This is a genomic window from Acidicapsa acidisoli, assembly GCF_025685625.1.
In the GTDB taxonomy this organism is placed as follows: domain Bacteria; phylum Acidobacteriota; class Terriglobia; order Terriglobales; family Acidobacteriaceae; genus Acidicapsa; species Acidicapsa acidisoli.
In genome coordinates, this window is the sequence record NZ_JAGSYI010000008.1 from 13,752 (window position 1) to 34,690 (window position 20,939).

21 protein-coding genes and 1 tRNA gene are annotated in these 20,939 nt (G+C 55.3%); 10 read left to right on the forward strand and 12 right to left on the reverse strand.

Annotated features, from left to right (window positions below; translation table 11 throughout):
- The first annotated feature begins 31 nt into the window (after positions 1 to 31).
- The 7 genes from OHL23_RS28150 (at position 32) to OHL23_RS28180 (ending at position 5,915) form a co-directional block, all read left to right on the forward strand.
- Complete coding sequence (locus OHL23_RS28150; RefSeq protein WP_263355426.1) at positions 32 to 751, forward strand: hypothetical protein; 720 nt, start codon at positions 32 to 34, stop codon at positions 749 to 751.
- Positions 752 to 767: 16 nt separating this feature from the next.
- The gene (locus tag OHL23_RS28155) at positions 768 to 1,889 is read left to right on the forward strand and encodes a redoxin domain-containing protein (protein ID WP_263355427.1); all 1,122 of its coding nucleotides are present in this window, start codon (positions 768 to 770) and stop codon (positions 1,887 to 1,889) included.
- Positions 1,890 to 1,971: 82 nt separating this feature from the next.
- Positions 1,972 to 2,379 (forward strand): CopM family metallochaperone, encoded by a 408-nt coding sequence (gene copM / locus OHL23_RS28160; RefSeq protein WP_263355428.1) that lies wholly within the window; start codon positions 1,972 to 1,974, stop codon positions 2,377 to 2,379.
- Between the two features lie 2 nt (positions 2,380 to 2,381).
- Complete coding sequence (locus tag OHL23_RS28165; RefSeq protein ID WP_263355429.1) at positions 2,382 to 3,869, forward strand: YncE family protein; 1,488 nt, start codon at positions 2,382 to 2,384, stop codon at positions 3,867 to 3,869.
- 17 nt (positions 3,870 to 3,886) lie between these two features.
- Positions 3,887 to 4,258, forward strand: coding sequence for a hypothetical protein (locus tag OHL23_RS28170; RefSeq protein WP_263355430.1), 372 nt, complete (start codon positions 3,887 to 3,889; stop codon positions 4,256 to 4,258).
- Positions 4,259 to 4,270: 12 nt separating this feature from the next.
- Complete coding sequence (locus tag OHL23_RS28175) at positions 4,271 to 5,131, forward strand: SDR family NAD(P)-dependent oxidoreductase (protein WP_263355431.1); 861 nt, start codon at positions 4,271 to 4,273, stop codon at positions 5,129 to 5,131.
- A 307-nt stretch (positions 5,132 to 5,438) separates the two neighbouring features.
- Entirely contained in the window at positions 5,439 to 5,915 is a 477-nt protein-coding gene (locus OHL23_RS28180; RefSeq protein ID WP_263355432.1) for a cytochrome P460 family protein, read from the forward strand.
- Between the two features lie 448 nt (positions 5,916 to 6,363).
- Here the strand turns inward: OHL23_RS28180 and OHL23_RS28185 are convergent, their stop codons facing one another.
- Entirely contained in the window at positions 6,364 to 6,657 is a 294-nt protein-coding gene (locus tag OHL23_RS28185; RefSeq protein ID WP_263355433.1) for a hypothetical protein, read from the reverse strand.
- A gap of 69 nt (positions 6,658 to 6,726) precedes the next feature.
- Here OHL23_RS28185 and OHL23_RS28190 point away from each other — a divergent pair.
- The 3 genes from OHL23_RS28190 (at position 6,727) to OHL23_RS28200 (ending at position 7,766) form a co-directional block, all read left to right on the forward strand.
- Positions 6,727 to 6,821 (forward strand) — tRNA-OTHER (locus OHL23_RS28190).
- Between the two features lie 88 nt (positions 6,822 to 6,909).
- Positions 6,910 to 7,263 (forward strand): hypothetical protein, encoded by a 354-nt coding sequence (locus OHL23_RS28195; protein ID WP_263355434.1) that lies wholly within the window; start codon positions 6,910 to 6,912, stop codon positions 7,261 to 7,263.
- Between the two features lie 32 nt (positions 7,264 to 7,295).
- Positions 7,296 to 7,766 carry a hypothetical protein gene (locus tag OHL23_RS28200; RefSeq protein WP_263355435.1) on the forward strand — a complete coding sequence of 157 codons (471 nt, stop codon included), beginning with the start codon at positions 7,296 to 7,298 and terminating at the stop codon, positions 7,764 to 7,766.
- Here OHL23_RS28200 and OHL23_RS28205 read toward each other — a convergent pair.
- From OHL23_RS28205 to OHL23_RS28255, 11 genes are all read right to left on the reverse strand, one after another.
- Complete coding sequence (locus tag OHL23_RS28205; RefSeq protein WP_263355436.1) at positions 7,706 to 8,014, reverse strand: hypothetical protein; 309 nt, start codon at positions 8,012 to 8,014, stop codon at positions 7,706 to 7,708. The genes OHL23_RS28200 and OHL23_RS28205 overlap by 61 nt on opposite strands.
- Positions 8,015 to 8,141: 127 nt before the next feature.
- Positions 8,142 to 8,564, reverse strand: coding sequence for an HNH endonuclease (locus OHL23_RS28210; protein ID WP_263355437.1), 423 nt, complete (start codon positions 8,562 to 8,564; stop codon positions 8,142 to 8,144).
- Between the two features lie 4 nt (positions 8,565 to 8,568).
- Positions 8,569 to 8,811: a hypothetical protein gene (locus OHL23_RS28215; protein WP_263355438.1), complete on the reverse strand. Its 243-nt coding sequence runs from the start codon at positions 8,809 to 8,811 to the stop codon at positions 8,569 to 8,571.
- Positions 8,808 to 10,946, reverse strand: coding sequence for a hypothetical protein (locus tag OHL23_RS28220; protein ID WP_263355439.1), 2,139 nt, complete (start codon positions 10,944 to 10,946; stop codon positions 8,808 to 8,810). Before OHL23_RS28220 ends, OHL23_RS28215 begins: the two co-directional genes overlap by 4 nt.
- A 6-nt stretch (positions 10,947 to 10,952) precedes the next feature.
- Positions 10,953 to 12,683, reverse strand: coding sequence for an SNF2-related protein (locus OHL23_RS28225; protein WP_263355440.1), 1,731 nt, complete (start codon positions 12,681 to 12,683; stop codon positions 10,953 to 10,955).
- Positions 12,684 to 12,746: 63 nt separating this feature from the next.
- On the reverse strand, positions 12,747 to 13,043 hold the full coding sequence (locus tag OHL23_RS28230) for a toxin-antitoxin system HicB family antitoxin (RefSeq protein WP_263355441.1): 297 nt from the start codon (positions 13,041 to 13,043) through the stop codon (positions 12,747 to 12,749).
- A 1-nt stretch (position 13,044) separates the two neighbouring features.
- A complete protein-coding gene (locus OHL23_RS28235) occupies positions 13,045 to 13,623 on the reverse strand; it encodes a putative toxin-antitoxin system toxin component, PIN family (protein ID WP_263355442.1) in 579 nt (192 codons plus the stop codon).
- Between the two features lie 315 nt (positions 13,624 to 13,938).
- Positions 13,939 to 14,982, reverse strand: a complete 1,044-nt coding sequence (locus OHL23_RS28240; RefSeq protein ID WP_263355443.1) for a zinc-dependent alcohol dehydrogenase family protein — start codon at positions 14,980 to 14,982, stop codon at positions 13,939 to 13,941.
- A gap of 120 nt (positions 14,983 to 15,102) precedes the next feature.
- Entirely contained in the window at positions 15,103 to 16,545 is a 1,443-nt protein-coding gene (locus tag OHL23_RS28245) for an efflux transporter outer membrane subunit (RefSeq protein ID WP_263355444.1), read from the reverse strand.
- Positions 16,538 to 19,714, reverse strand: a complete 3,177-nt coding sequence (locus OHL23_RS28250) for an efflux RND transporter permease subunit (protein WP_263355445.1) — start codon at positions 19,712 to 19,714, stop codon at positions 16,538 to 16,540. The genes OHL23_RS28245 and OHL23_RS28250 overlap by 8 nt, the downstream gene beginning before the upstream one ends.
- Before the next feature lie 14 nt (positions 19,715 to 19,728).
- Positions 19,729 to 20,925, reverse strand: a complete 1,197-nt coding sequence (locus OHL23_RS28255) for an efflux RND transporter periplasmic adaptor subunit (protein WP_263355446.1) — start codon at positions 20,923 to 20,925, stop codon at positions 19,729 to 19,731.
- Between the last annotated feature and the right edge of the window lie 14 nt (positions 20,926 to 20,939).

Genomic DNA, 20,939 nt, shown 5'->3' on the forward strand with positions numbered 1-20,939 from the left:
GCGAACCGCAAACAAGAATAGGAGTGTAGACATGACCCCACTACTGAATGAGGTGCTTGATGCGCACGGCGGACTGACACAATGGAAACGATTCACAAAGATATCCGCTACGATCCGCAGTGGAGGTGATATGTGGGAGATGAAGGGTGTGCCGCAGGATCCTTCTCCCCGGCAAATGTCCGCCTCGCTGGATAAGGAGTGGTCCTCGGTTTTTCCATATGGCGCTCCAGACAAGCTGACTGACTTTACGCCCAATCGTGTGGCTATCGTCACTGTCGACGGCACGTTGGTAGCAGAGCGATTTGATCCGGCGGAACATGCAGAGGGGAAGGATATAAACGCTCCCTGGGATGCATTGGATCGCGCTTACTTCAACGGCTACGCACTCTGGACCTATTTGAACGTGCCATTTCTCCTCTCTTGGCCAGGTTTTGATGTTGTCGAGATCCCATCCTGGCAAGAGGATGATGAGGAATGGCGAGGCTTGCGCGCGACGTTTCCCCCTAATATCGCAAGTCACAGTAAAGAGCAGGACTTCTACTTTGGGGCGGACGGACTCCTACGGCGTCATGATTACCACGTCAACGCATCGGGTGGCTTCGCAGCCACACAGTATGTTTCAAACTTCATAGAAGTTGAAGGGATAAAGCTGTCGACGACCAGACGCGCATATATGCGCGCAGGCAACTTGAAGCCACTCACCGATAGGTTGATGGTGTCGATCGATCTGAGCGATTTCGTGCTCTGGTAGCCAGGAGTTCTCTGCAATGAAGCATTATTTGCGTTTTGAGGCTTGGAACCGTCGCGCTCCGAGCGTGGCTTTGATCACGGGAGTCGCCGTTGTCCTAATAGTGTGGGGCACGGGTTTACTCACAAGGTTTTCTGTCGTCAAGACGGCGAACGCCGCTTCTCAGCATCTCGTCAACGATGAAGGCGCCATGCCTGACTTGGACGGCGCCATCGGCTGGCTCAATTCAGTCCCCCTAAGCCGCCAGTCGCTTCGCGGGAAGGTCGTGCTGGTCAATTTCTGGACTTACACCTGCATCAACTCTCTGCGGCCCTTGCCCTATGTGAAGAACTGGGCGTCAAAATATCAGCATGCAGGCTTTGTAGTGATCGGCGTCCACACGCCGGAATTTTCGTTCGAGCACGAACCGATGAACGTGGAAAATGCGGTGCGCACTTTGAACATTACTTTTCCGGTCGCCATCGACAGCAAGAGCAGGATCTGGCAATCGTTTAACAATGAAGCGTGGCCCGCTCAGTATCTCGTCGACGCGAAGGGACAAATTCGGTATCACCACTTTGGAGAAGGCGATTATGGCGAAATCGAGCGCGTCATCCAGGAACTTCTGAAGGAGAACGGAGCAACTGGCGTGGCTTCCGGCACGGCCAGCGTATCCGGTGTTGGTATCGAGGCCGCTCCCGATTGGACAGACGAGCGATCTCCCGAAACCTATATTGGCTATCGTCAGGCTCAGAATTTCGCCTCTCTCGAAAAAGTGCACAAAGATTCAAATCAGATTTTCAGTGCGCCCGGAAAACTTTCTTTAAATCATTGGGGATTGAACGGGTCGTGGAATGTCAATGCCGAGAGCGCCGTGCTGCAGGCAGCGCCGGGCAAGATCGTGTTCCGGTTCCATAGCCGCGACCTGAACCTGGTGCTGGCTCCCTCGAATGACGGCAAGCCCGTGCGGTTTGTCGTGCGACTCGATGGCGCCGCTCCCAGGGAAAACTCCGGCGTCGACACGGCACCGGACGGCTCCGGCGAAATTCGAGAGCCCCGACTCTATCAACTCATCCGGCAAAAAGGCCCAATCGTCGATCGAACCTTCGAAATTGAGTTCCAAGATCCTGGCGTTCACGCACTTGATTTTACGTTTGGATAGGACTTCGGGAGTCTCCGATGCTGGGCACACTTTTTCATCGTTCGCGGAACGGCAACGAATAACTGCAAGGGGAGGGGGAAAAATGGCTTTCAGAATGCGGTTCTTGTATTTAGCGGTGGTTCCAGTCGTCGCGGTCGCTGTGTGGACGCAAGATCACGCGATGGGCCAGATGGCGACGCACGACACAAGCTGGGTAGCCTTGATGAAGAACATGGAAACGATGCACGTAGCCATGGCAGCCTTAGAACCATCCGGCAACGAAGATGTGGACTTCGCAAGCTTGATGCTGCCGCATCACCAAGCTGCCGTCGACATGGCGAAAACGGAACTCCTCTATGGCAATGACCCCCAGATGCGCCGGCTTGCACAGGAAATTATTACCGACCAGGAGTCCGAAATTCAGTTGATGCAGCTCTGGCTCAGCCGGCAGAAGGTCCCTACGAAGGTTCCGAGTCAACTACAAGGTTCCGGCTCACGAAGGGAAAAATAGCCATGAGAATTTATAGAAGTGCAGGCATTCGGCTCTTGTACCTCGCTGCAGCGTTAGCTCTCGTTGAGTTCGCATTCGCTCAACAGGCTCCGTGGGGACGCCCCAATATTCCAGTCTCGACCCATGATCGCGTCTACGCCGCGGACCAGACTTCAAATACCGTTTCGGTGATTGATCCCGCCAGTAACAAGTTGCTAGGGGTGATCCGTTTGGGCAATCCCGTGCCTGGGGCTTTGTCCCCGCTCTATGCAGGACAGCTTCTCGTCCACGGACTTGGCTACTCGCCGGACTCGAAGACCCTGGCGGTAGTTTCAATCGCATCGAATGCTGTGACCTTGATTGACACAGCCACGAACAGAGTGAAAGGGACTGTGTACGTCGGCCGGTCGCCTCACGAGGCGTTCTTCACGGTCGATGGTCACGAATTGTGGGTGACTGTTCGGGGCGAAGACTACATCTCTGTCATCGACCCAAATCAAATGAAGGAAATTCGCCGCATCGAATTGGCCAACGGTCCCGGCATGACCATGTTCGGAACCGACGGCAGATATGCCTTTGTATGCTCAAGCTTTACCCCCGAGCTTGTGGTGGTTGAGACGGCTTCGCATCAGGTCGTCAAGCGGATTTCCCAAGCAAGTCCTTTTTGCCCGAATATCGCAGTAAGCCCGGAAAATGACGAAGTCTGGATTACGCTGAAAGACACCGGCAAAGTGCAAGTATTCAGCGCCCGGCCGCCCTTCGAGCAGCTCGCTCTTCTCGAGACGGGACCGATCACGAATCATCTAAACTTTGCGAATAACGGCAACGGCAAATTCGCCTACATCACGATCGGTGGCACCAACCAGGTGAAGGTCTATCAGCGCGGCCCCAGTCCAACTCTGGTCGCCACTATTCCGGTCGGGGATTTGCCTCACGGCATTTGGCCTTCCGGTGATGGGACCCGAATTTACGTCGCTTTGGAAAATGGCGACCACGCGGTAGCGATCAATACATTGACGAACAAGGTGATCGCCAACATCCCCGTCGGTCAGACGACTCAGGCTCTCGTTTATGTTCCAGGAGCAGTTCCATCGGGTAACGGCACGGATAACCTCGTCCCGCTCGGGAAAGCGGCCAACACCGGGCACGTCCGTTTGGAGGCTGCAGGAACGGCATTGCCAGCGGCAGAAGCGTCAGCGGCAGTCAACTCGCTGGGCCTTCTCGATCTTCTTGAGATTGCCGCGAAGGGACTGGCCTCCGGCGCTCAGTATCGGGTGTATCTTGCGCGGTCCAATCATCCCCCTTATGGGGATCTCGAACCATTGGCAATCTTCAAGGCAAATCCCGATGGCGCAGGAATCGTTCAGGCGCTCGGGCCGCTCAAAGCGCTCGTTCGCTCCGGCGCAGCTACCGCTGGAACGCTTCCACAGAGATTCCTGATCATTACCGAACTCAACGATCCATCGCGAGTCGTGCTCCGGCAGGCCGGTTTATCGAAGGGGTTCAAGTGAAGGAAGAAGAGGACATCATGATGCAGACTGAATCATTCTCGAACTCGTTGTACACCGACCAGATGCACTTAACAGAGCGCGAGTTATCAGCGTTCATCGCTGCCGTGGGAGCATCGCACGGCCCGGAGGAAGCCGTGCTTGCTGCGGAGGACTGGATCGAAGAATCGGAACTCATGGACAGTTCACTTCGATCTGAGGTCCGAAATTGGGGCGCGGTCACGATCGCAGCCTCGGTTCGGTTGGCAAATCGACTGACTGTTGCACTGCGTGGTCAGAAGCCGCTCGGCCCAGCGACAACTGGTACCGAGGTATCGCCAATAGCCGCTAATGTTGACTACACCGATAACCACGCAATCTTTGAGCAAGTCCACGAAGACCGAATTCGCTGAACGGAGGTTCTGATGTCCAAAGTATGGTTGGTAACAGGAAGCGCAAGTGGTTTGGGCCGCGAAATCGCAGAGGCAGTTCTTGCATCTGGTGATCGCCTGCTGGCAACGGCTCGCGATCCGCAGCTATTGGACGATTTTGTCGAGCGATATGGCGAACAAGTGTCTACGGCCTCTCTGGATGTTTCCAATGAGACCGCTGCGAAGGCCGCAGTCGCCAAGGCTGTAGATGTCTTCGGGCAGTTAGATGTTTTGGTCAACAATGCCGGATATGGAGACACGGCCCCCTTTGAGCAGCTGACTTCAGAGAGATTCCGCGCCTTGATTGAGACGAACTTCTTTGGAGTCGTTTCCATGACGCGAGCTGCCATTCCAATCATGCGTCAGCAAAAGAGTGGATGCATTCTCCAGATCTCATCGGTCGGCGGCCGGCTTGCGACCCCGGGAAGCGCCTCCTATCATGCCGCGAAATGGGCCGTAGGCGGCTTCACCGAAGCCGTTGCGTTGGAGGTTGCATCCTTCGGAGTAAAGGTATGCGCTCTGGAACCGGGCGGCATGCGGACCAACTGGGGCAATCGCGCAGTTGCGGATGTCCCTGATCTTTTGCCGGAGTATGAGCCGTCCGTCGGCGCGTTGGTTAGAACGCTTGCAACGTATTGGGGACATGAGACGAGTGACCCTGCAAAGGTCGCTCAGGTCATCCTGCATCTCGCCACCAAAGAGGGGCTTCCTCCTCACCTGCTGCTCGGCAGCGACGCTGTGCAGTATGCCCGGGCTGCCGACGACAAGCGGGCGTCTGACGCTAGGGCGTGGCTTGACGTCAGCGTTTCAACTGACGCAGAGGGTGTGCATGAACAGCCCGGTTTGCAACTCTGATAGAGTGCGAGAGATCAGGGCCCGGGCGGCGTGAAACGTGGCCGCGTAAGCCTTTTGCGTTTGAGCAGTACTCATTTTGAGACTTTGGTATTGACTTATCCCTTCGTCCAGTAGATTCTCTCCGGCGTTCTTGCGGTACTCATCATTGCCAACTCATATTTCCCGATGTTTTAGGTAGCGGAAAAAGCATTGGCTTGATATTGCCATTCCAAATTCCCGAACCCTCGCGTCTTTGGACGCGTGAATTTCCGGAGGGGTGCCGTTATCCATTGATTGAGCTGCAAAAGAAACGCATGGTGACAGAGGAGTGCCGGGCGGTCTTTCGTTTTCCGAGTTCAAGGGATTCGAAGATTGGTCGGTGATCGCGGTTAGCCAGAATGGACCAAATATCTCTGCGATTCTTGGAAATCCGACGGTCATAGACGCCTTCAAGTGCGGGATTCCCGGCAATGGCAAGCCTTTCCCTGACGGCTCCAAGATGGCAAAGGTGCACTGTATACCGACGAAGGACGTGACGGAGACGGGCGGACCACTTGTGCCGAGTGGCTTGCGGGACATTGAGTTCATGTTGAAGGACAGCAAGAGATTCAGAGACAGCCACGGGTGGGGCTATGGCGATTTTCATTGCGAGGCATCATCCAATAGCTCAATAGCTGGCGACCTGGAGATCTCCAAGACAAACCGCCGCAGGGGAACAATGCAAAATGCGGGGCTGCCTGCCATGAGTCCGTGCCGGATCGAAACTATGTCTTCACTCACTATGGGCCACGTTGATGCAAGTTGACAGCGCGCTTCGACTGATTAGGGAGGAACGCCCACGCTGTACCCAGCCAGAATGCAGTTTTGTCCGAATTCTGAAGTGACATCCAATATGGAACCTGAGCCCAGCGCCTGTTGCCGATTTCGCGCTCGCCGTCTTCATTGAGGCGGATCGCTGGCTGCCATGACTTTCCCGACAATCGGATCGGAATAGATGAAGTGCTATACTATTGATAGTAAACCACTTACGTCCGATAACGAAACTTCTGTAACGTGGCCTTATTAGCGCCGGATAGAAATGTCATGTTCCCGCCCTTGAGGGCGGACGGACATTTGAATACGGGCTGGCGATCGACAAGAAGTACGGCACTGGCTGGGCAACGTTTTTGAATCAGCTCTCGAGGCAGATCAAGCCGTGGACAATCATCGAGCTTCAACAGTTGAGATCAGCGGCGAAATGGGACCAAGAGTTCTTAATCTGGTGTACTTCGAGCTTCACCCTCACCACGCGCTCGCACCACGAACGGTCCCTCGCACCACACGATAAAACCATCCTCGAATTCCTCGACCTGGAAATCATCAAGGCGGTGAGGTCGCTGGAGATTTTCGTTGATCGTGATGCCCCGATTGAAAAGCCGAACTTCCGACTCAGCCCATTCCCGCGACGGAATTTTCATCGCATCCTTCGGGGAAGTGGAGAACCAGTAGTCAACGATTCCGTGATCGGCAGATTCCCGCGTTTTGTAGCCGACGATGTATCCCTTCATACCCGCTCCTTCGCTAAATCTTCTATTGACAATATGGTAAACTATATGAGAAAACCGTGTTGGTAAATTGGGCTATTAGCTCAGTGGTAGAGCGGCGGTCTGCATCAAGACCGTAGGCCAAAGAAAACCGCGCGTCGTGGGTTCGATCCCCACAGAGTCCACCAATACCTTTAACGCCTACGGCACGAAAGCTCTCCCTAGTGGAGGGCTTTCGTCGTATTTGGGGCAAGGCGCAGAGTTTCAGGAGGCCAGATGGTCACGAAGGTCAAATGTGTCACAAAAGGTTGTGAGTGGGAAAATCAGGTGTTCCCGGTATCAGTTCTCTTCATCAACAGAATCGCTCCGCTTGACGGTCCATACCCGTGTCCAAAATGCGATCAGGAAATGAAGGTCGTTGCCCGTGTCCTGGCCAGCTATAAGCCAGGTTCCGGCGCGAAGGCTGCACCGCGCAGAGCCGCATCAAAGCCTACGAAGAAAGCGGTCGGCAAGAAAAAGTTCAAAGGCATAAAGGTCAAAATGTCGAACCCTGTTTTGGGCGGTAGGAAATCATCCAAGAAACCATCTCCCAAGAAGCCAGGGCCGAGGAAGCGCGGACCCGGCAAGTAGCTTGACGTACACCGGTTATGCTTAAGGCAGCGATGAAGAACCCTTGGAATCTGCCGAAGCGCCAGATTCTTATCCAGGAGACGGAACGCGGATGTTCTGTGCCTGTGTTCGCCCAACTCGCAGGCATCTCAACAAACGATCTCAAGCGTGAACTTCCAGGAGCAATTCTCGGCCAAGTCACAGTGAACGAATGGATCGTATGGCTAGAAGGCAAAGGCTTCGCCGTTCTGAAGCGCGACGGATGTCCCGTTGATATTGTGCCGTGCGTTCACCTTGTTGCGCACTCACCCCAGAGCGAGCTTGATTTCCACTGGGTGTACCGGGATACCGAGGGAGACGTTCACGATCCATCGCCGGTATCGACGTGCATGGGCGCAGACGATCCCCGGATGCGGGATCTTAGCTTCTACGAAACGAAGCAACTGACCATTTCGGTCGAAGGCTATTCGGCGGCTTCCTCATCGGCGGGGAGTTCGATCGGTCCGACCGAAGCAAGCGTCTGACCAGCCTTGTCTTCAAGAATTTTCGCCAGCTTCTTGGCGGTTTTCTCATCAGGCGTTTTCATCGAATAGGTCACTTTGTAATTTCCGAACATGCCAGTGAAATCGACGCGGCTGTCCACAACGCGCGTGACATCCTTCACGGTAACTTCTTCAGTTCCGGTCGGAACCGTTGCGCCGCGCTCCGGACCGCTCAGTGCAGGCGGTGGAGGCCAATGCGGTAAATCCATGACTCGCAACTTTAATCCCATACCCTCAGTTTACGCCTGAGCCCACGTTCCCATCACCACGACTTCGAGTGCATCCTGCCTCGTCCTGATCCAAGGCGCGTAGTGCATCTCTGTGGCTCGGAAGGGTTGCGGCATATCGGTCGGTAGCTCAATCTTTCTGAGCGGGCTCAAAGTTCAGTGGCACACGTTGAGCCGGTGGACTAAGAACGTTGAAATCAAGATACGTCTGTTCGTGGCCTTGGGGGTGCTGTTCCCGCCACAATATCAGCAGAAGCGGCGGAAACTCCGTAAGGACAACCTTCGTCCGGTGGACCTTCGCGTGACATCCGGCACAGAGAGCGATCATCAGATGCAGCACAGATTTGCCCGGCTCCCGATGATGCACTCCTGGATCGGGATCGCCGCACACCCTACAGGCGTGTCCATCGCGCTCTAGGACTTGTTCTCGCAGGCCGCCGAAATACTCGGCATCCTGCCGTTTCAGCGTGTAGCAGGTCGCGCAGAGGCCCAGGGCGAGGATCTTCTCGTTCCCGCAGGGACAGCAAATTGCGGTCTGGACCCCTTTCTTCAAGGCCCTACTCCTTCGCCTTCAGCTTGGAGTCGTTTTCGCGGATGAACGCCTCGATCTCCGGTGCACTCGCCAGTATGCGGAGCCATTGTTCCTTGTAGAGCGTGACCGGAAAGCGGCCCATGCCGTACAGGGAGAGCCCGCCTTTCTCGCTCACCTTCAACGTGAGGCCGCCCTTGTCTTTGCTCTTGAGCTGGGCATTCTCAGCCCGCAGGCGCTCCAGCTCCGCTTGCATATCCACTTCACTCATCGTTTCCTTCCTCCGATCGTTCCCAGCTTGATGTCTACGTCGATCCAGCCCAGTTTCCACGGTTCCGTCCTGTGCTCATCGAATCTGATTCCATTCACACGGGCGTCCCCGCCAATGTCGTAGAGGGTGATCCTGTAAGCATCGTCCACGTAATCATTGCCAAGGAGGTAGGCCGTGACCATTGTTGCGATTTGCGGCGTGACTGGAACGTCTCCCGTCGCCGTCTTGAGCACCTTCCCGGTGAAGAATGCTTCGTCGGCCTTCTGCGGGCGGGCTGAGAGCACGGCGGCGATGTCCTTCTGGAGACCGGCGACGAATTCCTTGTAGCCTTCACTTGCGACAACGGTGAGGACATTCAACTCGTGAACGGTAGCTGGATCGTCCATTCGATCGCCGTTCTGGTTGACTGAGAGCCGCAAACCGCGTCCGACTTCCTGCCTGCGGGTCGTCGTGTTATCACTTTTCTTCAGCATCCCTATGACGAACACATTGGGGTTATCCCAACCCTCGCGCAGTGCCGAGTGGGAAAACAAGAACCGCACAGGCTCATCAAGTGAAAGCAGCCGTGCTTTGTTCTTGAGGATGAGATCGTAGGCGTCTACGTCATCGGACTCGGTTGAGCGAGCCGCGGTTTCAGGGTCAACCAAGCGCTTGCTCCGCTTGTCCACGGAGAAGTAGCCCTCGTGTGTTCGGTCTGTCGGGATGCCGCGGAGATATTGGTTGTACTTGCTATCTTCTAGGCTGAGAATCTCGTTCAGGCGGGCGTTGTACTCCTCCTCGAAGAGCTGGGCGTACTCACCCTGCTTCGCTTCATCTCCCTGATAGACGCGATACTTCGCAACTTCGTCGATGAAGAAGAGCGAAAGGACCTTGATACCCTTCGCAAAGAGTTGCTGTTCTTTCTCGAAGTGGGCGGCAACTGCTTCACGAATTTGAAGTCGGCGAAGCACGGTTTCGTTCACGTCGCCCACAGCATCGCCAGCGGACAGCACCACTCCATTCGTAAAGCTGAGAGTGTTGTCGAGTGCGTTGATGTCTGAGACCACGAAGCCTTTGTACTGGTCCAGTTCGCCAGACTTCGCGTGGAGATTATCGCCTTTGGCCAGGTTGCGTGTATCGGCTTTGATGCCGCTGGCGCGACGCATTTCCAGCTCGACTCGGGCCACTGGTGGCTTGTCTCTGAAAACGTCGATCCCTTGCAGATACAGGTAGGCGCTCGTTCCGGCTTGCCCCTTGAGCGAGATGCCGCGTACTGCAATCTTCTTGACCAGTTTCCGGTTGTAGGCATCGAGAGCATCGAGCCGGTAGACCCTATTGTGTTCCTGTTTGTGCGTGGCGGAGTAGCGAAGGATGAAGAGAGGCTTGAACTCCTTCAGCGATTCAACCGTCTTCGCTCCCTCCATCTTCTGGGGCTCGTCCAAAATCAAGATTGGACGATTCCGAGCGATCACGTCGATTGGTCTGCGTGTTTGGAAGTCGTCCAGCTCCTCATAGATTCGCCGTGCATCTTTGCCGCGAGCATTGAATGCCTGGGCGTTGATGACCATCACGTTGATGCCGGCGTCGGCGCTGAAGCTCTCAAGCTCGTGCAGTTCCTTGGAGTTGTAGATGAAGAAGCGAACTCGCTTCCCGTACCGTTCTCGAAGCAGCGGCGAAAGATGTTCGTACAGGTAATCGGCGGTGTCCGCGAAAGCTGTGAAGACGAGCACCTTGCGATTACCCGGATTGATCGGAGCTTCGATCTTGGCCTGAATGTGCTCTTTCAAGTGTTGCAACTTGGCGTCGTCGGCTGGGGAGACCTTTTCCATCTCACTGAGGAGCGTCTCGATCAAACCGAGATCGGCCTTCAAGTCGTGCTCCCAAGAGGCGAGGTCCATGTCTCCGAGCTGGATATTCACCTTACCTCCGGTCTGCTGATCGGGCGGCACCTCTTCGGGATCGAAAAATTCGAGATCCTCGTCGGGACTGGCGTCCTCGAATGTTGCGGAAATGTCCGCGAAGGTGCCGTCCTGTCCCGTCTTGCGGAAGTTTTCGATGCGGCCTAGTGTCGAAAGGTGAATCTGCTGGAGCTTCTTAAGCGTGATGCGGAACGACGCAACCGAACTTTCCAAGCGCTTGAGGAGATTCACGGTCATCAGGGATCACAAGCTCTTCTCACGGTCGATCTGTTTCAGCTTTCCACCGCCACTGCTCACCTCGGTATCGTATAGGTCTTCGTAAAGAGACAGACGACTCGGCAGGATGTAGCTCACAGGCGTGTAGACGCCCAGCTTCAAGGTCGTCAGATTTAGGAAAATCTCGTTGAAGCCGATCACATCCTGCCGATGAGTGAGTGGCGAGTGGAAGGATAACGGCTTGCGGCGGGTTGGGAACTCTCCAATTTCAGTCGTGTCATAGAACGTCGTGATATGGCGACGAGAACGAGCGATTGTCACCGAGTCCAAGAGCTCGAAGAAATCGAAGTCTAAAGTGGCGAGAATCGCCTGTGGCGTGCGCTCGTCCGCTGGCAATTTCGACCAGGCATTGAACGCAGCTTGTGCACGACGGAAGATCTGGTCAACGTTTCTGGTCGCCTTCAGCTTTGAGCTGAGGGTTTCTGGCTCACCCTCATAGGCGAGAGCAAGCTGGTTCTTCAGATCATTAAATCGGTTGTTGACCGGCGTGGCCGACAGCATGAGCACCTTCGTGCGAACGCCCTGCTTGATGACCTTATTCATCAGGTACTGGTAGCGGGTTTCACGATCTTTGAATGCGTCGTCGTTGCGGAAGTTGTGCGACTCGTCGATGACGACCAGATCGTAGTTGCTCCAGTTCACGCGATTCAATTTGAGCCCTAGCGACTCTCCGCGATCCCGGAGGAGATCGGTATGGCACAGAACGTCAAAGCAAAGACGATCCTTCAGTAGCGGGTTGTTCTTCAGATTGCCCTTGTACGTTAGCCAGTTGTCGGCAAGCTTCTTAGGACACAGGACCAGCACCGATTTGTTGCGAAGCTCGTAGTATTTAATGACGGCCAAGGCCGTAAACGTCTTGCCTAGACCCACGCTGTCAGCTAGGATGCAACCGTTGAAGGTTTCCAGTTTATTAATGATTCCGGTCGCGGCGTCCTTCTGGAAGTGATAGAGCTTTTGCCAGATGACGCTGTTCTGGTAGCCGGTACGCTCGTTTGGCAGGACGTCTGCGCTGATGTCCTCCAGAAATTCACTAAAGATGCTATAAAGCATCAAGAAGTAAATACGCTGTGGCGAGTTCTCCTGGTAGACCGAGGCGATGTGGTCACAGATTAGGTCGGTGACATCAGCCACCTTGTCTACGTCCTTCCAAATCTGATCGAAGAGTTCAATGAAGCTCCGGGTTGCCGTGGGCTCATCGATGCGGCTGATGAAGTTGGAGACCGCATTCCCTTGTTGATACCCGAGATCAACGGCGGTGAATCCGTGCAAGGGCATATACACAGCTTCTTCCGTAGACTTCACACACACGAATTGCTGCATGGGGGCGCCGCTCCGATTGGAACGGAATTGAGCCCTCCGTCGAATCCAGTCCGCACACTCTTTAGCGATTGCACGCTGGGTGAGCTTGTTCTTTAGGCGAAGCTCGAAGTCGGTTCCGAAGAATCCCTTTTCTCTTGAAGGCAGAGGAATATGAAACTCTCGCACTTCTCGGCGTGCCTTGTCCGTGACTTCACTCGGAACGAAGGTGGGGGTCGTGAAGATGAACTGTAGAGACTCTATGGATTCAAGTTCTCGCTTGAGTGCCTCAAAGGCATAGATCGAGAAGCTCGATGCAGCAATGGCGACTCTGGCGTTTGGAGTAATCGACCGCTTTAGGTCGTCCCCGAGGAAGCGATTTACATTATCGATGACTTCCATATCTCTCGTGTGTCAACATGCGGTGCAACTAGAATCAGCAAATTGCGGATGCTTGAGAGGCATTCAGCGGCGCTTAGCCCGGTAGCCCTTAGGCAATTCGTCTCCCGATTCCACGGGATTGCTGCCAGCTTTATCGAGCAGGATCAATGCTCTAGCAGCAAGTTCCTTCGTCGGCTTTTTGCGGTTTCGCATCCATTCCTCGTGTTCCAGGTGCGCCAGCTTCTCAGCGACCGCGACATTGATGAACTGGTTCAACGAGACGCCCTCTTTTTCTGAAAACACCTCTGCGGTTCGCCGCACCGACGGCATCAGCCGCAGCGGAAACTTCGGAATTGCGGTCTTACGCGCTTCAGTCGCCATCTCAGTTCCCCTCCCTCATCTTCTCTAACAATTCTGCCGGGGAAAGCACCGGAATTCCAAACCTCTTCCCTGCCCCTGCAAAATGCTTCGTGTTGTTCGTAACCAGCGCCTCTGCCCGTCCGTTGATCGCAACATCCAAAACCATGTCGTCGCTCGGATCGGGGGACAAGGGCCGGGGCTTCATCACGACTTTTACCGGCTCCGCGAAGGCTTCCATTGCTTCGATCAACTCCAAAATCTCTCGCTTGCTCAACGCCGACGCTCTAACGTGTTCCGAACGAAGTGCGACATCCCGATATTCCAAGCCCAGCTTGAGGTCCATCAGAGGCACGAGCTCTTCACGAAATATCATCCGCAACACTTCTCCCGCAGCCCCATCGCTCGACCGAACAGCCGTCACGAACGATGCCGTATCGAGCACAATTCTCACAAAGGCATGATACCACCCATGATGCCACACAAAGCGCAGATTTAAGAGAGGACGTTTCCTCCCTGCTCCAGCCGGCGATCGGGCTGCCGTCTTCCGACACCCTCCTCTGCGGGCCGTTCCTTCCCGCAACGCCCTCCCAAAAGCATTCATGCGCTGCGCGCAAAGCCAAGGAAACCAAGCCTGCTAAGGAGTGAGTGTACCGGGACATGCATTACGTTGTGGACCTGAGACATTCTTTACAAGCCCCTTGCGGTAGCGACGGTTCGAGTTGAGGGGACACGAGAAAACATATATCCAGTCGTCGAGGCCGCGGGAATGTGGGAATCCCGAAGGGATTTCCAAAGAGTGTGGGAAGAGTGGGAAGCCGGTTTCATGGCTTTCCATGCTTTCCACACTCTGTCATTTCCATGGCCTACTTTTCGCGCGGCCAATGCTGGATAAACCGAAGCGCAAGTTTGAGAGGCCCTAGGCAAGTTTGTGAGATCTGCCCGTGCCTGTCACGTCGTTGATTTCTACGACGACCTTGCCAAATGGACCGCGATCGAGGTGATCGACGGCATCGGGTAGTGCGTTGAAACTGTATCTGGCATCGATGATCGGTGAGATTCGATGGTTTTCAACAAATGCCAGCAACTCTTCCATGTCGTCTCGCGAGCCGACGCTAACGCCCTGAAGTCGTAAATTTTTGGCCATCGCGGCCAGAATCGAAAATGTCGTAGTAGGACGATCCATGATGCCGATCAAGGCAATATGTCCTCCCCATGCTGCTGCCTGAATGGACATGGGTACAGCGTCCCCTCCGATGACTTCGAGGACGTGGTCGACACCGCGTCCATGGGTGAGCTCGAGTACGACCTCATCCCACGTTGCGTTCGTACTCGTATCGATAACCTCTGCCGCTCCCAATTGTTTCAGGCGCGCAATCTTGCCTGGGCTTCTGGAAGTCACCAACACGCGAGCCCCATGTGCCACCGCCAATTGCAGAGCGAACAGGGAGACACCGCCGCTTCCCTGAAGCAGAACCGTCTCTCCCGGCTTCAGATTGCCGTGCTTGAACAACGCTACCCAAGCAGTAATTGCAGCCACCGGCAGGGTCGATGCTTCCGCCGGTGTCAGATAGTCGGGATAGACGAGCGCGCCTTGGTCAGAGAGCAAGACATACTCGGCGAGCACGCCCGGAAGTGGGCCCCCGAGGTTTTCGCGCATCGCCTCGGGCGAAGGCACTCCACGGAGCCACTTCGGCCTAAAGAGGGAAATCACTTGGTCGCCCGCTTTGAGGCGAGATACTTCGGAACCGACCGCGACAACTTCGCCCGCCAGGTCCGATCCAAGCACCAGAGGATATAACATGGGCACGGGATATTTGTCTTCAATCACGAGCTTATCGCGATAGTTCAGTGATACGGCCTTGGTGCGAACGAGAATCTGGCCAGCCTGCGGCTGGGGCGTCGGACTCTCGATTAGGTGAAGGTTTTCGTTTCCGCTTTTCTTCAACTGCCAGCTCTTCATACAGTTCTCCGATGATTGAGTTATCGTTCGAATTGTTCCCGATCGCAGGTGCACTATTCGACTCTTTGCCCCAGAGAGGAAGGTTGTTTCATAGGTTGCGATAAAAAGAGGGTGTATCTTTCAGGGTCTTCCGCCTTTCGCAGCCGGAGGAAGAGTTTGCGGCCAACCGCCAGCAAGCGATTTGTAGAGTAGAACGGCAGAAAGGGCGCTGTTGGAATGGCTTTCCGCATAAGCATCTTCGGCCTGCAGTTCAACTCTCTGTGCGTCCAGCAGGTCCAGTAAGCCGGTCGCTCCATTCTTGAAACGAACACTGGCGAGATCGGCTGCACGTTTACTATCCTTGGCCGCGAGCTGGAGTTGAACGTCACGGTCCTGCGACCTCGCATAACTCACAAGAGCGTTCTCCACATCCTCGAGAGCCAGGAGAACCGATTGCTGATACTGGACAAGTTGTGCATCGCCATCGGCTCGGCTTGCGGCGATTCGAGCGCGAACTCTTCCTCGGTCGAGAAAAGACCAATCGATGTTCAATTCCGCCAGATTCACAGCGCTGACTCCGTCAAATGGCGTATCCCCATGAAACTCGTTCAGCCCAATAAGGCCCGCGAAGTTGACACGCGGGAAAAGGTCCGCCGTGGCAATACCGATCTGTTCCGTTGCGGCATGCAGGCGTTCCTCCGACGCGCTTACGTCGGGGCGACGGCGTACAAGATCAGCTGGTGTTCCGGGATTGATACTCCCAGGAAGGGCGGGGAGTGGCCTCGCCACTTCAAGCTCAGAGACGAGAGCATCTGGGGAAAGCCCGCATAGCACGGCAAGGCGATGTTCATCGAGTGCGATCGCAGCGAGCAGTTCCGGAATGCGCGAGGTCGTTGTCTCAAGAAGAGCGCGTGCTCTGGCCGTATCGAACTGTGTCCCTCTACCGGCTGAGTAAGTCGCATTAACTAGCCGTACTGTCTCCTGCTGGTTCTCAACGTTCTCCAGCGCTACCCGAAGAAGTTCCTGCCGTCCACGGAGGTCTATATAAGTGCTTGCCACGTCTCCAACCACGGTAACCTGCATCGCAGCAAGATCACTTGCATCCGCAAGAGTCCGCTGGCGTTGTGCCTCTATGTTGTGACGAACGCGACCAAAAAAATCGAGCTCCCAACTTGCATTGATCTCTGGGTTGAAAAAGCGATTATTCCGCGGATAGCCAAACGCCTGAAAAGAGCTGAACTTCTGTCTTCCGACGTTCGTGCTCATCGTTACCGTGGGATAGCGGTCGAATTTTGCTTCACGCAATAAGGCATTGGCGCTGTCGTAATGGGCCAGCGCGGCGCGCAGATCGTTATTTGCGGTAAGCGCACGCTGCACAAGCGAGCTGAGTTCTGGGTCATTGAAACTATGCCAGAACTCTGGATCGCTCGCGTCCGCATGGGGGCTGACACCAATGCTTGCCGTATCTGGGGCGGTGAACTGTTGCGGAAGTGCGAGCGTTGGCTGTTTGTAACGGGGACCAACGGAACATGCTGTAAGCCCAAGCAAGAGCACTGTCGCTAGAATTGATTTGCGATTAAGCATTGCTCTCCTCCATTTCCTCGCGACCCTCTGCCCATTCTTCGCGAAACTCTTTCTTCGTCCATGTACGCAGGGCTACATAGGACACTGGAGTCAGAAAGAGACCAAACAGTGTCACACCGAGCATTCCAGAGAAGACAGTGATGCCGGTCGCGGCGCGAACTTCGCTGCCGGCTCCGTGCCCCAGGAGCAATGGGATAGAACCACCGATAAAGGCGATCGAGGTCATCACAATGGGCCGCAGACGCATGCGGCAGGCTTCGAGTGCCGCTTCGACGATGCTTTTGCCCTGGAGCTCCAGCTCCCGGGCGAACTCCACGATGAGGATTGCGTTCTTACAAGCGAGGCCCATCAAAACAACTAAGCCCACTTGCACGAACACATTGTTGTCGCCACCTTCGAGCCACACGCCAAGAAGTGCTGCACACATGCACACGGGCACAATCAAAATGACTGCAAGCGGCAGCGTCCAGCTCTCATAAAGAGCGGCGAGCACGAGGAAGGCTAGCATCACAGAGAGTGGAAATACGACAGCGGCCGCGTGGCTCTGGGTCACCTGCTGATAGCTCAGATCTGTCCACTCGAGTACGATGCCACGGGGCAGCACCTTGTCGGCAATCTCCGTCAGTTTGGTAACGACCTGTCCAGATGAGAGGATGTGGGGATCGGAATCGCCGATAAGGTCGGCAGCGGGGTAGCCGTTATAACGCATGACGGGATCAGGCCCATAGGTCGGCACTACCGTCACGACCGAACCAATGGGAACCATCTCGCCTCGCGAATTGCGCACGCGCAGATTGCCGATGTCCTCCACTCGCTGGCGATAGGTGGTATCCGCCTGCGCCATCACCCGGTAGACACGCCCGAATACATTGAAGTCGTTGATATACACCGAGCCAAGATAGGTCTGCAGGGTGTCGAACAGATCGGTTAACGCAATCCCCTGTGCCTTGGCCTTCACTCGATCCACCTTGATCTCGAGTTGCGGGATATTGGCCTGGTAGGAGCTGACGGGATAGCTCATCCCAGGTGTTTGCGCGACAGCGCTTTGGAAGGTACTCAACGCGTTCTGCAAAGCACCATACCCGAGCCCAGCTCGATCCTCCAGATAAAGCGAATATCCTGAGCCGTTGCCGAGACCCTGAATGGGCGGCGGCATCAACGCATAGGTAAAGCCATCCTTTATGTTCGCAAACTTGGCGTTGAGCTCTGCATTGATTTGCGCTGCGCTGCGGCGCCGCTGATCGAACGGTTTGAGGATGATATAGGCCACTGTAAGATTCGGCGTATTGACTTGCTGCAGGGCACTAAAGCCTGAGTTCGCAGCCACCATATCGACACCATCCACACTGTGCGCTACCTCGATCATCCTGCGCGTAACCGCGTCTGTGCGGGCATGCGAAGCACCTTCAGGCAGCTTGGCCCCGGAGAAAAGATAAAGTTTGTCCTGGGTCGGAATGAATCCTCCCGGAACTTTGTTGAACAACAGTGCGGTCGCGGCCAGCAGAACCGCATATACGGCGAACACGACTCCTCGGTGTCGGAGTGTGCGCCCCACCGTGCCGTGATAGGTCTCTGAACTACGCTCAAAGAAGCGATTAAACGGATGAAACAGCCAGCCGAACGTGCGCTCGATGCCACGCGCCAGCACATCTTTGTGCCCATCGTGCCCTCTGAGCAGCTTTGCTGCGAGCGCCGGCGATAATGTCAACGAATTGACCGCAGATATCACAGTCGAGATCGCGATGGTTACCGCGAATTGTCTGTAAAACTGGCCGGTCACGCCGGAGAGAAACGCCATAGGTACGAATACCGCGCAGAGCACGAGCGCGATCGCAATGATGGGGCCGGATACTTCTCTCATCGCCCTGTGGGCAGCGTCACGCGGACTCAAACCATCCTGAATATTGCGCTCGACATTTTCGACTACAACAATGGCGTCATCGACGACGATGCCGATCGCCAGCACCAGGCCGAACAGCGTCAGTGTGTTGATCGAGTAGCTCAACAGATATAGCCACGCAAATGTGCCGACCACAGAAACCGGCACCGCAATGAGCGGAATGATGGAGGCGCGCCAAGTCTGCAGGAACAGAATCACGACCAGCACGACCAGCACTACGGCCTCGACTAACGTATGCTCAACCGAGCGAATCGATTCACGCACAAACACGGTTGGGTCCCAGATTGGCTTGTAGGCCATACCGGTAGGGAAGTCCGCAGACAACTCGTGCAACCTCTTATACACCGCATCGGCAACACCCAAAGCATTGGCGCCGGGGGTAAGGAATATCCCTATCGCCTCAGCTTTTTTGCTGTCGGAATACATATCCATGGTGTAGTCGCCGGAGCCTAGTTCCACCCGCGCCACATCGCGGAGATGCACGATCTGGCCGTCCCCGCCATCCTTGAGCACGATGTCCCCAAACTCCTGCGCGCTGCGGAGGCGGCCTCGCACGTTGAGTGAGATCAGAAAGTCGGTTGTGTTCGGCGAGGGTTCGGCGCCGAGTTGGCCTGCTGACACTTGCACGTTCTGTTCACGCACAGCGTTGACAACGTCGGAGGCGGTGAGGCCGCGCGAGGCGAGTTGATTCGGGTCGAGCCAGAGACGCATTGCATAGTCGCCTGAACCTATCATCTGGACATCACCGATACCGGGCAGGCGCGACAGCTCGTCCTTGATATGCAAAACCGCGTAGTTGCGCAGGTACAGTGAGTCGTAACGATTGTCCGGAGAATACAGGCTCACATACATAAGCGGCGTGGGAGATTGTTTCTGTGTCGTCACACCGTATTGGCGCACCTCATCGGGCAACCGCGAGAGTGCCTGGCTGACCCTGTTTTGTACGCGTACGGCTGCAGTATCGGGATCGACCCCGGGCCGAAAGGTGACCACGACCTGAAGGCTGCCATCGGATCCCGCGACAGACTTCATGTACATAATGCCTTCCACACCGTTGATCGCCTCTTCAAGCGGTTCTGCCACCGACTCGGCGATCTCCTTCGGATTGGCTCCCGGATAGGTAGCACGGACGACGACACTGGGAGGGACAACCTCGGGGTATTCCCCGGAAGGAAGCATAGGAATCGCAATCAATCCGAGAGAAAAGATGATGATGGATAGGACGATTGCGAAGATCGGACGGTCAATAAAGAATTTTGAGAAATCCATGATCTGCCTCTTCCTTACTTCTGCACTGCCTGAGTGGAAGCGGTCGCACTACCGCCAGTCACAGACCCCATCGTGACTTGTGCCGGAGTGACAGGCGTACCAGCGACGTAAATCCTTTGCAATCCGCTGACGATCACTTTCTCTCCTGGAGTGAGGCCAGATTGAATCACACGCAGGCCGTCTGCTATGGCTCCAGTTGCGACATCTTTGCGTTCCGCCACGTTACCGGGGCCAACTACGTAGACATACTTCTGGTCCTGATCCGTAAGAATCGCCTTGTCATCCACCATGAGTGCCTGCACGGTACGTGTGCTTTCGAGCTGAACGCGCGCATAAAGACCTGGGGCGAAGAGATGGTCGGGATTGGGAAGGACAACGCGGGCACGAATGGTTCCGGTCGATGGATTGAGCTCGTTGTCGAGAAAATCGATCCTGCCGACATGAGGAAAGCCGGTCTCATTGGCCAACGCGACACGCACGGGGTTCGCCGAGCTCACTCCGCTTCCGCGATGTACTCTCTCCTGGAAACGTAAATAACTCTGCTCATCGCAATCGAAGTACACATAGATGGGGTCTTGTGACACAACGGTGGTTAGCACTGTCTGATCGGCTTGCGCAAGATTTCCGCGCGTGAGCAGCGCCCGGCTGGTCCGTCCATCAATAGGAGATCGGACTTCCGTAAAAGATAGATTGAGTTCCGCCGTTGCAACCGCAGATTCTGCCTCATGCACGCGAGCAGTGCTCTGCGACAGATCGGAGTCACGATTTTGATATTCCTCTTGCGAAATCGCTTCGGAAGCATTCAGCTTTTGCGCCCTTTTCTCCTGAATGTCCGCGAATGCCGCCGCTGCTTGCTCTCGTTCCAGGCTCGCCTTTGCACTGTCGAGAGCATCACGGAAAGGTCGCGGATCAATGACGAACAGCAGATCACCGCGCTTTACGCTGTCTCCCTCCCGATACGCGACCTTATCGACATAGCCTGTCACCCTGGCCCGCACATCTACGGAATTGATGGATGCGACGCGGCCGTTGAATTCATCAGACAGACGGATGGGCTTGGGCATGACCGCAGCTACTTGTACTGCCGCCGGTGAAGACGGTTTCTTGTCTGCTGCGGACTTACATCCTGCAAGCGGGATTGCCAGAGTCGCCGCACAGGTGCAGACAAGCAGAAGATGGCTGAACGGAATTCGACGTGCGAAGAAATGCATTTGAAGTTCTCCAT

Excerpts from the sequence above, each read along its gene's own strand:
- OHL23_RS28215 (WP_263355438.1), bottom strand. The coding sequence starts at position 8,811 with ATGAGTGAAGTGGATATGCAAGCGGAGCTGGAGCGCCTGCGGGCTGAG.
- OHL23_RS28255 (WP_263355446.1), bottom strand. The coding sequence starts at position 20,925 with ATGCATTTCTTCGCACGTCGAATTCCGTTCAGCCATCTTCTGCTTGTC.
- OHL23_RS28150 (WP_263355426.1), top strand. The coding sequence starts at position 32 with ATGACCCCACTACTGAATGAGGTGCTTGATGCGCACGGCGGACTGACA.
- OHL23_RS28220 (WP_263355439.1), bottom strand. The coding sequence starts at position 10,946 with ATGACCGTGAATCTCCTCAAGCGCTTGGAAAGTTCGGTTGCGTCGTTC.
- copM (WP_263355428.1), top strand. The coding sequence starts at position 1,972 with ATGGCTTTCAGAATGCGGTTCTTGTATTTAGCGGTGGTTCCAGTCGTC.
- OHL23_RS28250 (WP_263355445.1), bottom strand. The coding sequence starts at position 19,714 with ATGGATTTCTCAAAATTCTTTATTGACCGTCCGATCTTCGCAATCGTC.
- OHL23_RS28185 (WP_263355433.1), bottom strand. The coding sequence starts at position 6,657 with ATGAAGGGATACATCGTCGGCTACAAAACGCGGGAATCTGCCGATCAC.
- OHL23_RS28230 (WP_263355441.1), bottom strand. The coding sequence starts at position 13,043 with ATGGCGACTGAAGCGCGTAAGACCGCAATTCCGAAGTTTCCGCTGCGG.
- OHL23_RS28245 (WP_263355444.1), bottom strand. The coding sequence starts at position 16,545 with ATGCTTAATCGCAAATCAATTCTAGCGACAGTGCTCTTGCTTGGGCTT.
- OHL23_RS28175 (WP_263355431.1), top strand. The coding sequence starts at position 4,271 with ATGTCCAAAGTATGGTTGGTAACAGGAAGCGCAAGTGGTTTGGGCCGC.
- OHL23_RS28225 (WP_263355440.1), bottom strand. The coding sequence starts at position 12,683 with ATGGAAGTCATCGATAATGTAAATCGCTTCCTCGGGGACGACCTAAAG.
- OHL23_RS28200 (WP_263355435.1), top strand. The coding sequence starts at position 7,296 with ATGAAGAACCCTTGGAATCTGCCGAAGCGCCAGATTCTTATCCAGGAG.
- OHL23_RS28155 (WP_263355427.1), top strand. The coding sequence starts at position 768 with ATGAAGCATTATTTGCGTTTTGAGGCTTGGAACCGTCGCGCTCCGAGC.
- OHL23_RS28205 (WP_263355436.1), bottom strand. The coding sequence starts at position 8,014 with ATGGGATTAAAGTTGCGAGTCATGGATTTACCGCATTGGCCTCCACCG.
- OHL23_RS28165 (WP_263355429.1), top strand. The coding sequence starts at position 2,382 with ATGAGAATTTATAGAAGTGCAGGCATTCGGCTCTTGTACCTCGCTGCA.
- OHL23_RS28170 (WP_263355430.1), top strand. The coding sequence starts at position 3,887 with ATGATGCAGACTGAATCATTCTCGAACTCGTTGTACACCGACCAGATG.
- OHL23_RS28235 (WP_263355442.1), bottom strand. The coding sequence starts at position 13,623 with ATGAATGCTTTTGGGAGGGCGTTGCGGGAAGGAACGGCCCGCAGAGGA.
- OHL23_RS28240 (WP_263355443.1), bottom strand. The coding sequence starts at position 14,982 with ATGAAGAGCTGGCAGTTGAAGAAAAGCGGAAACGAAAACCTTCACCTA.
- OHL23_RS28195 (WP_263355434.1), top strand. The coding sequence starts at position 6,910 with ATGGTCACGAAGGTCAAATGTGTCACAAAAGGTTGTGAGTGGGAAAAT.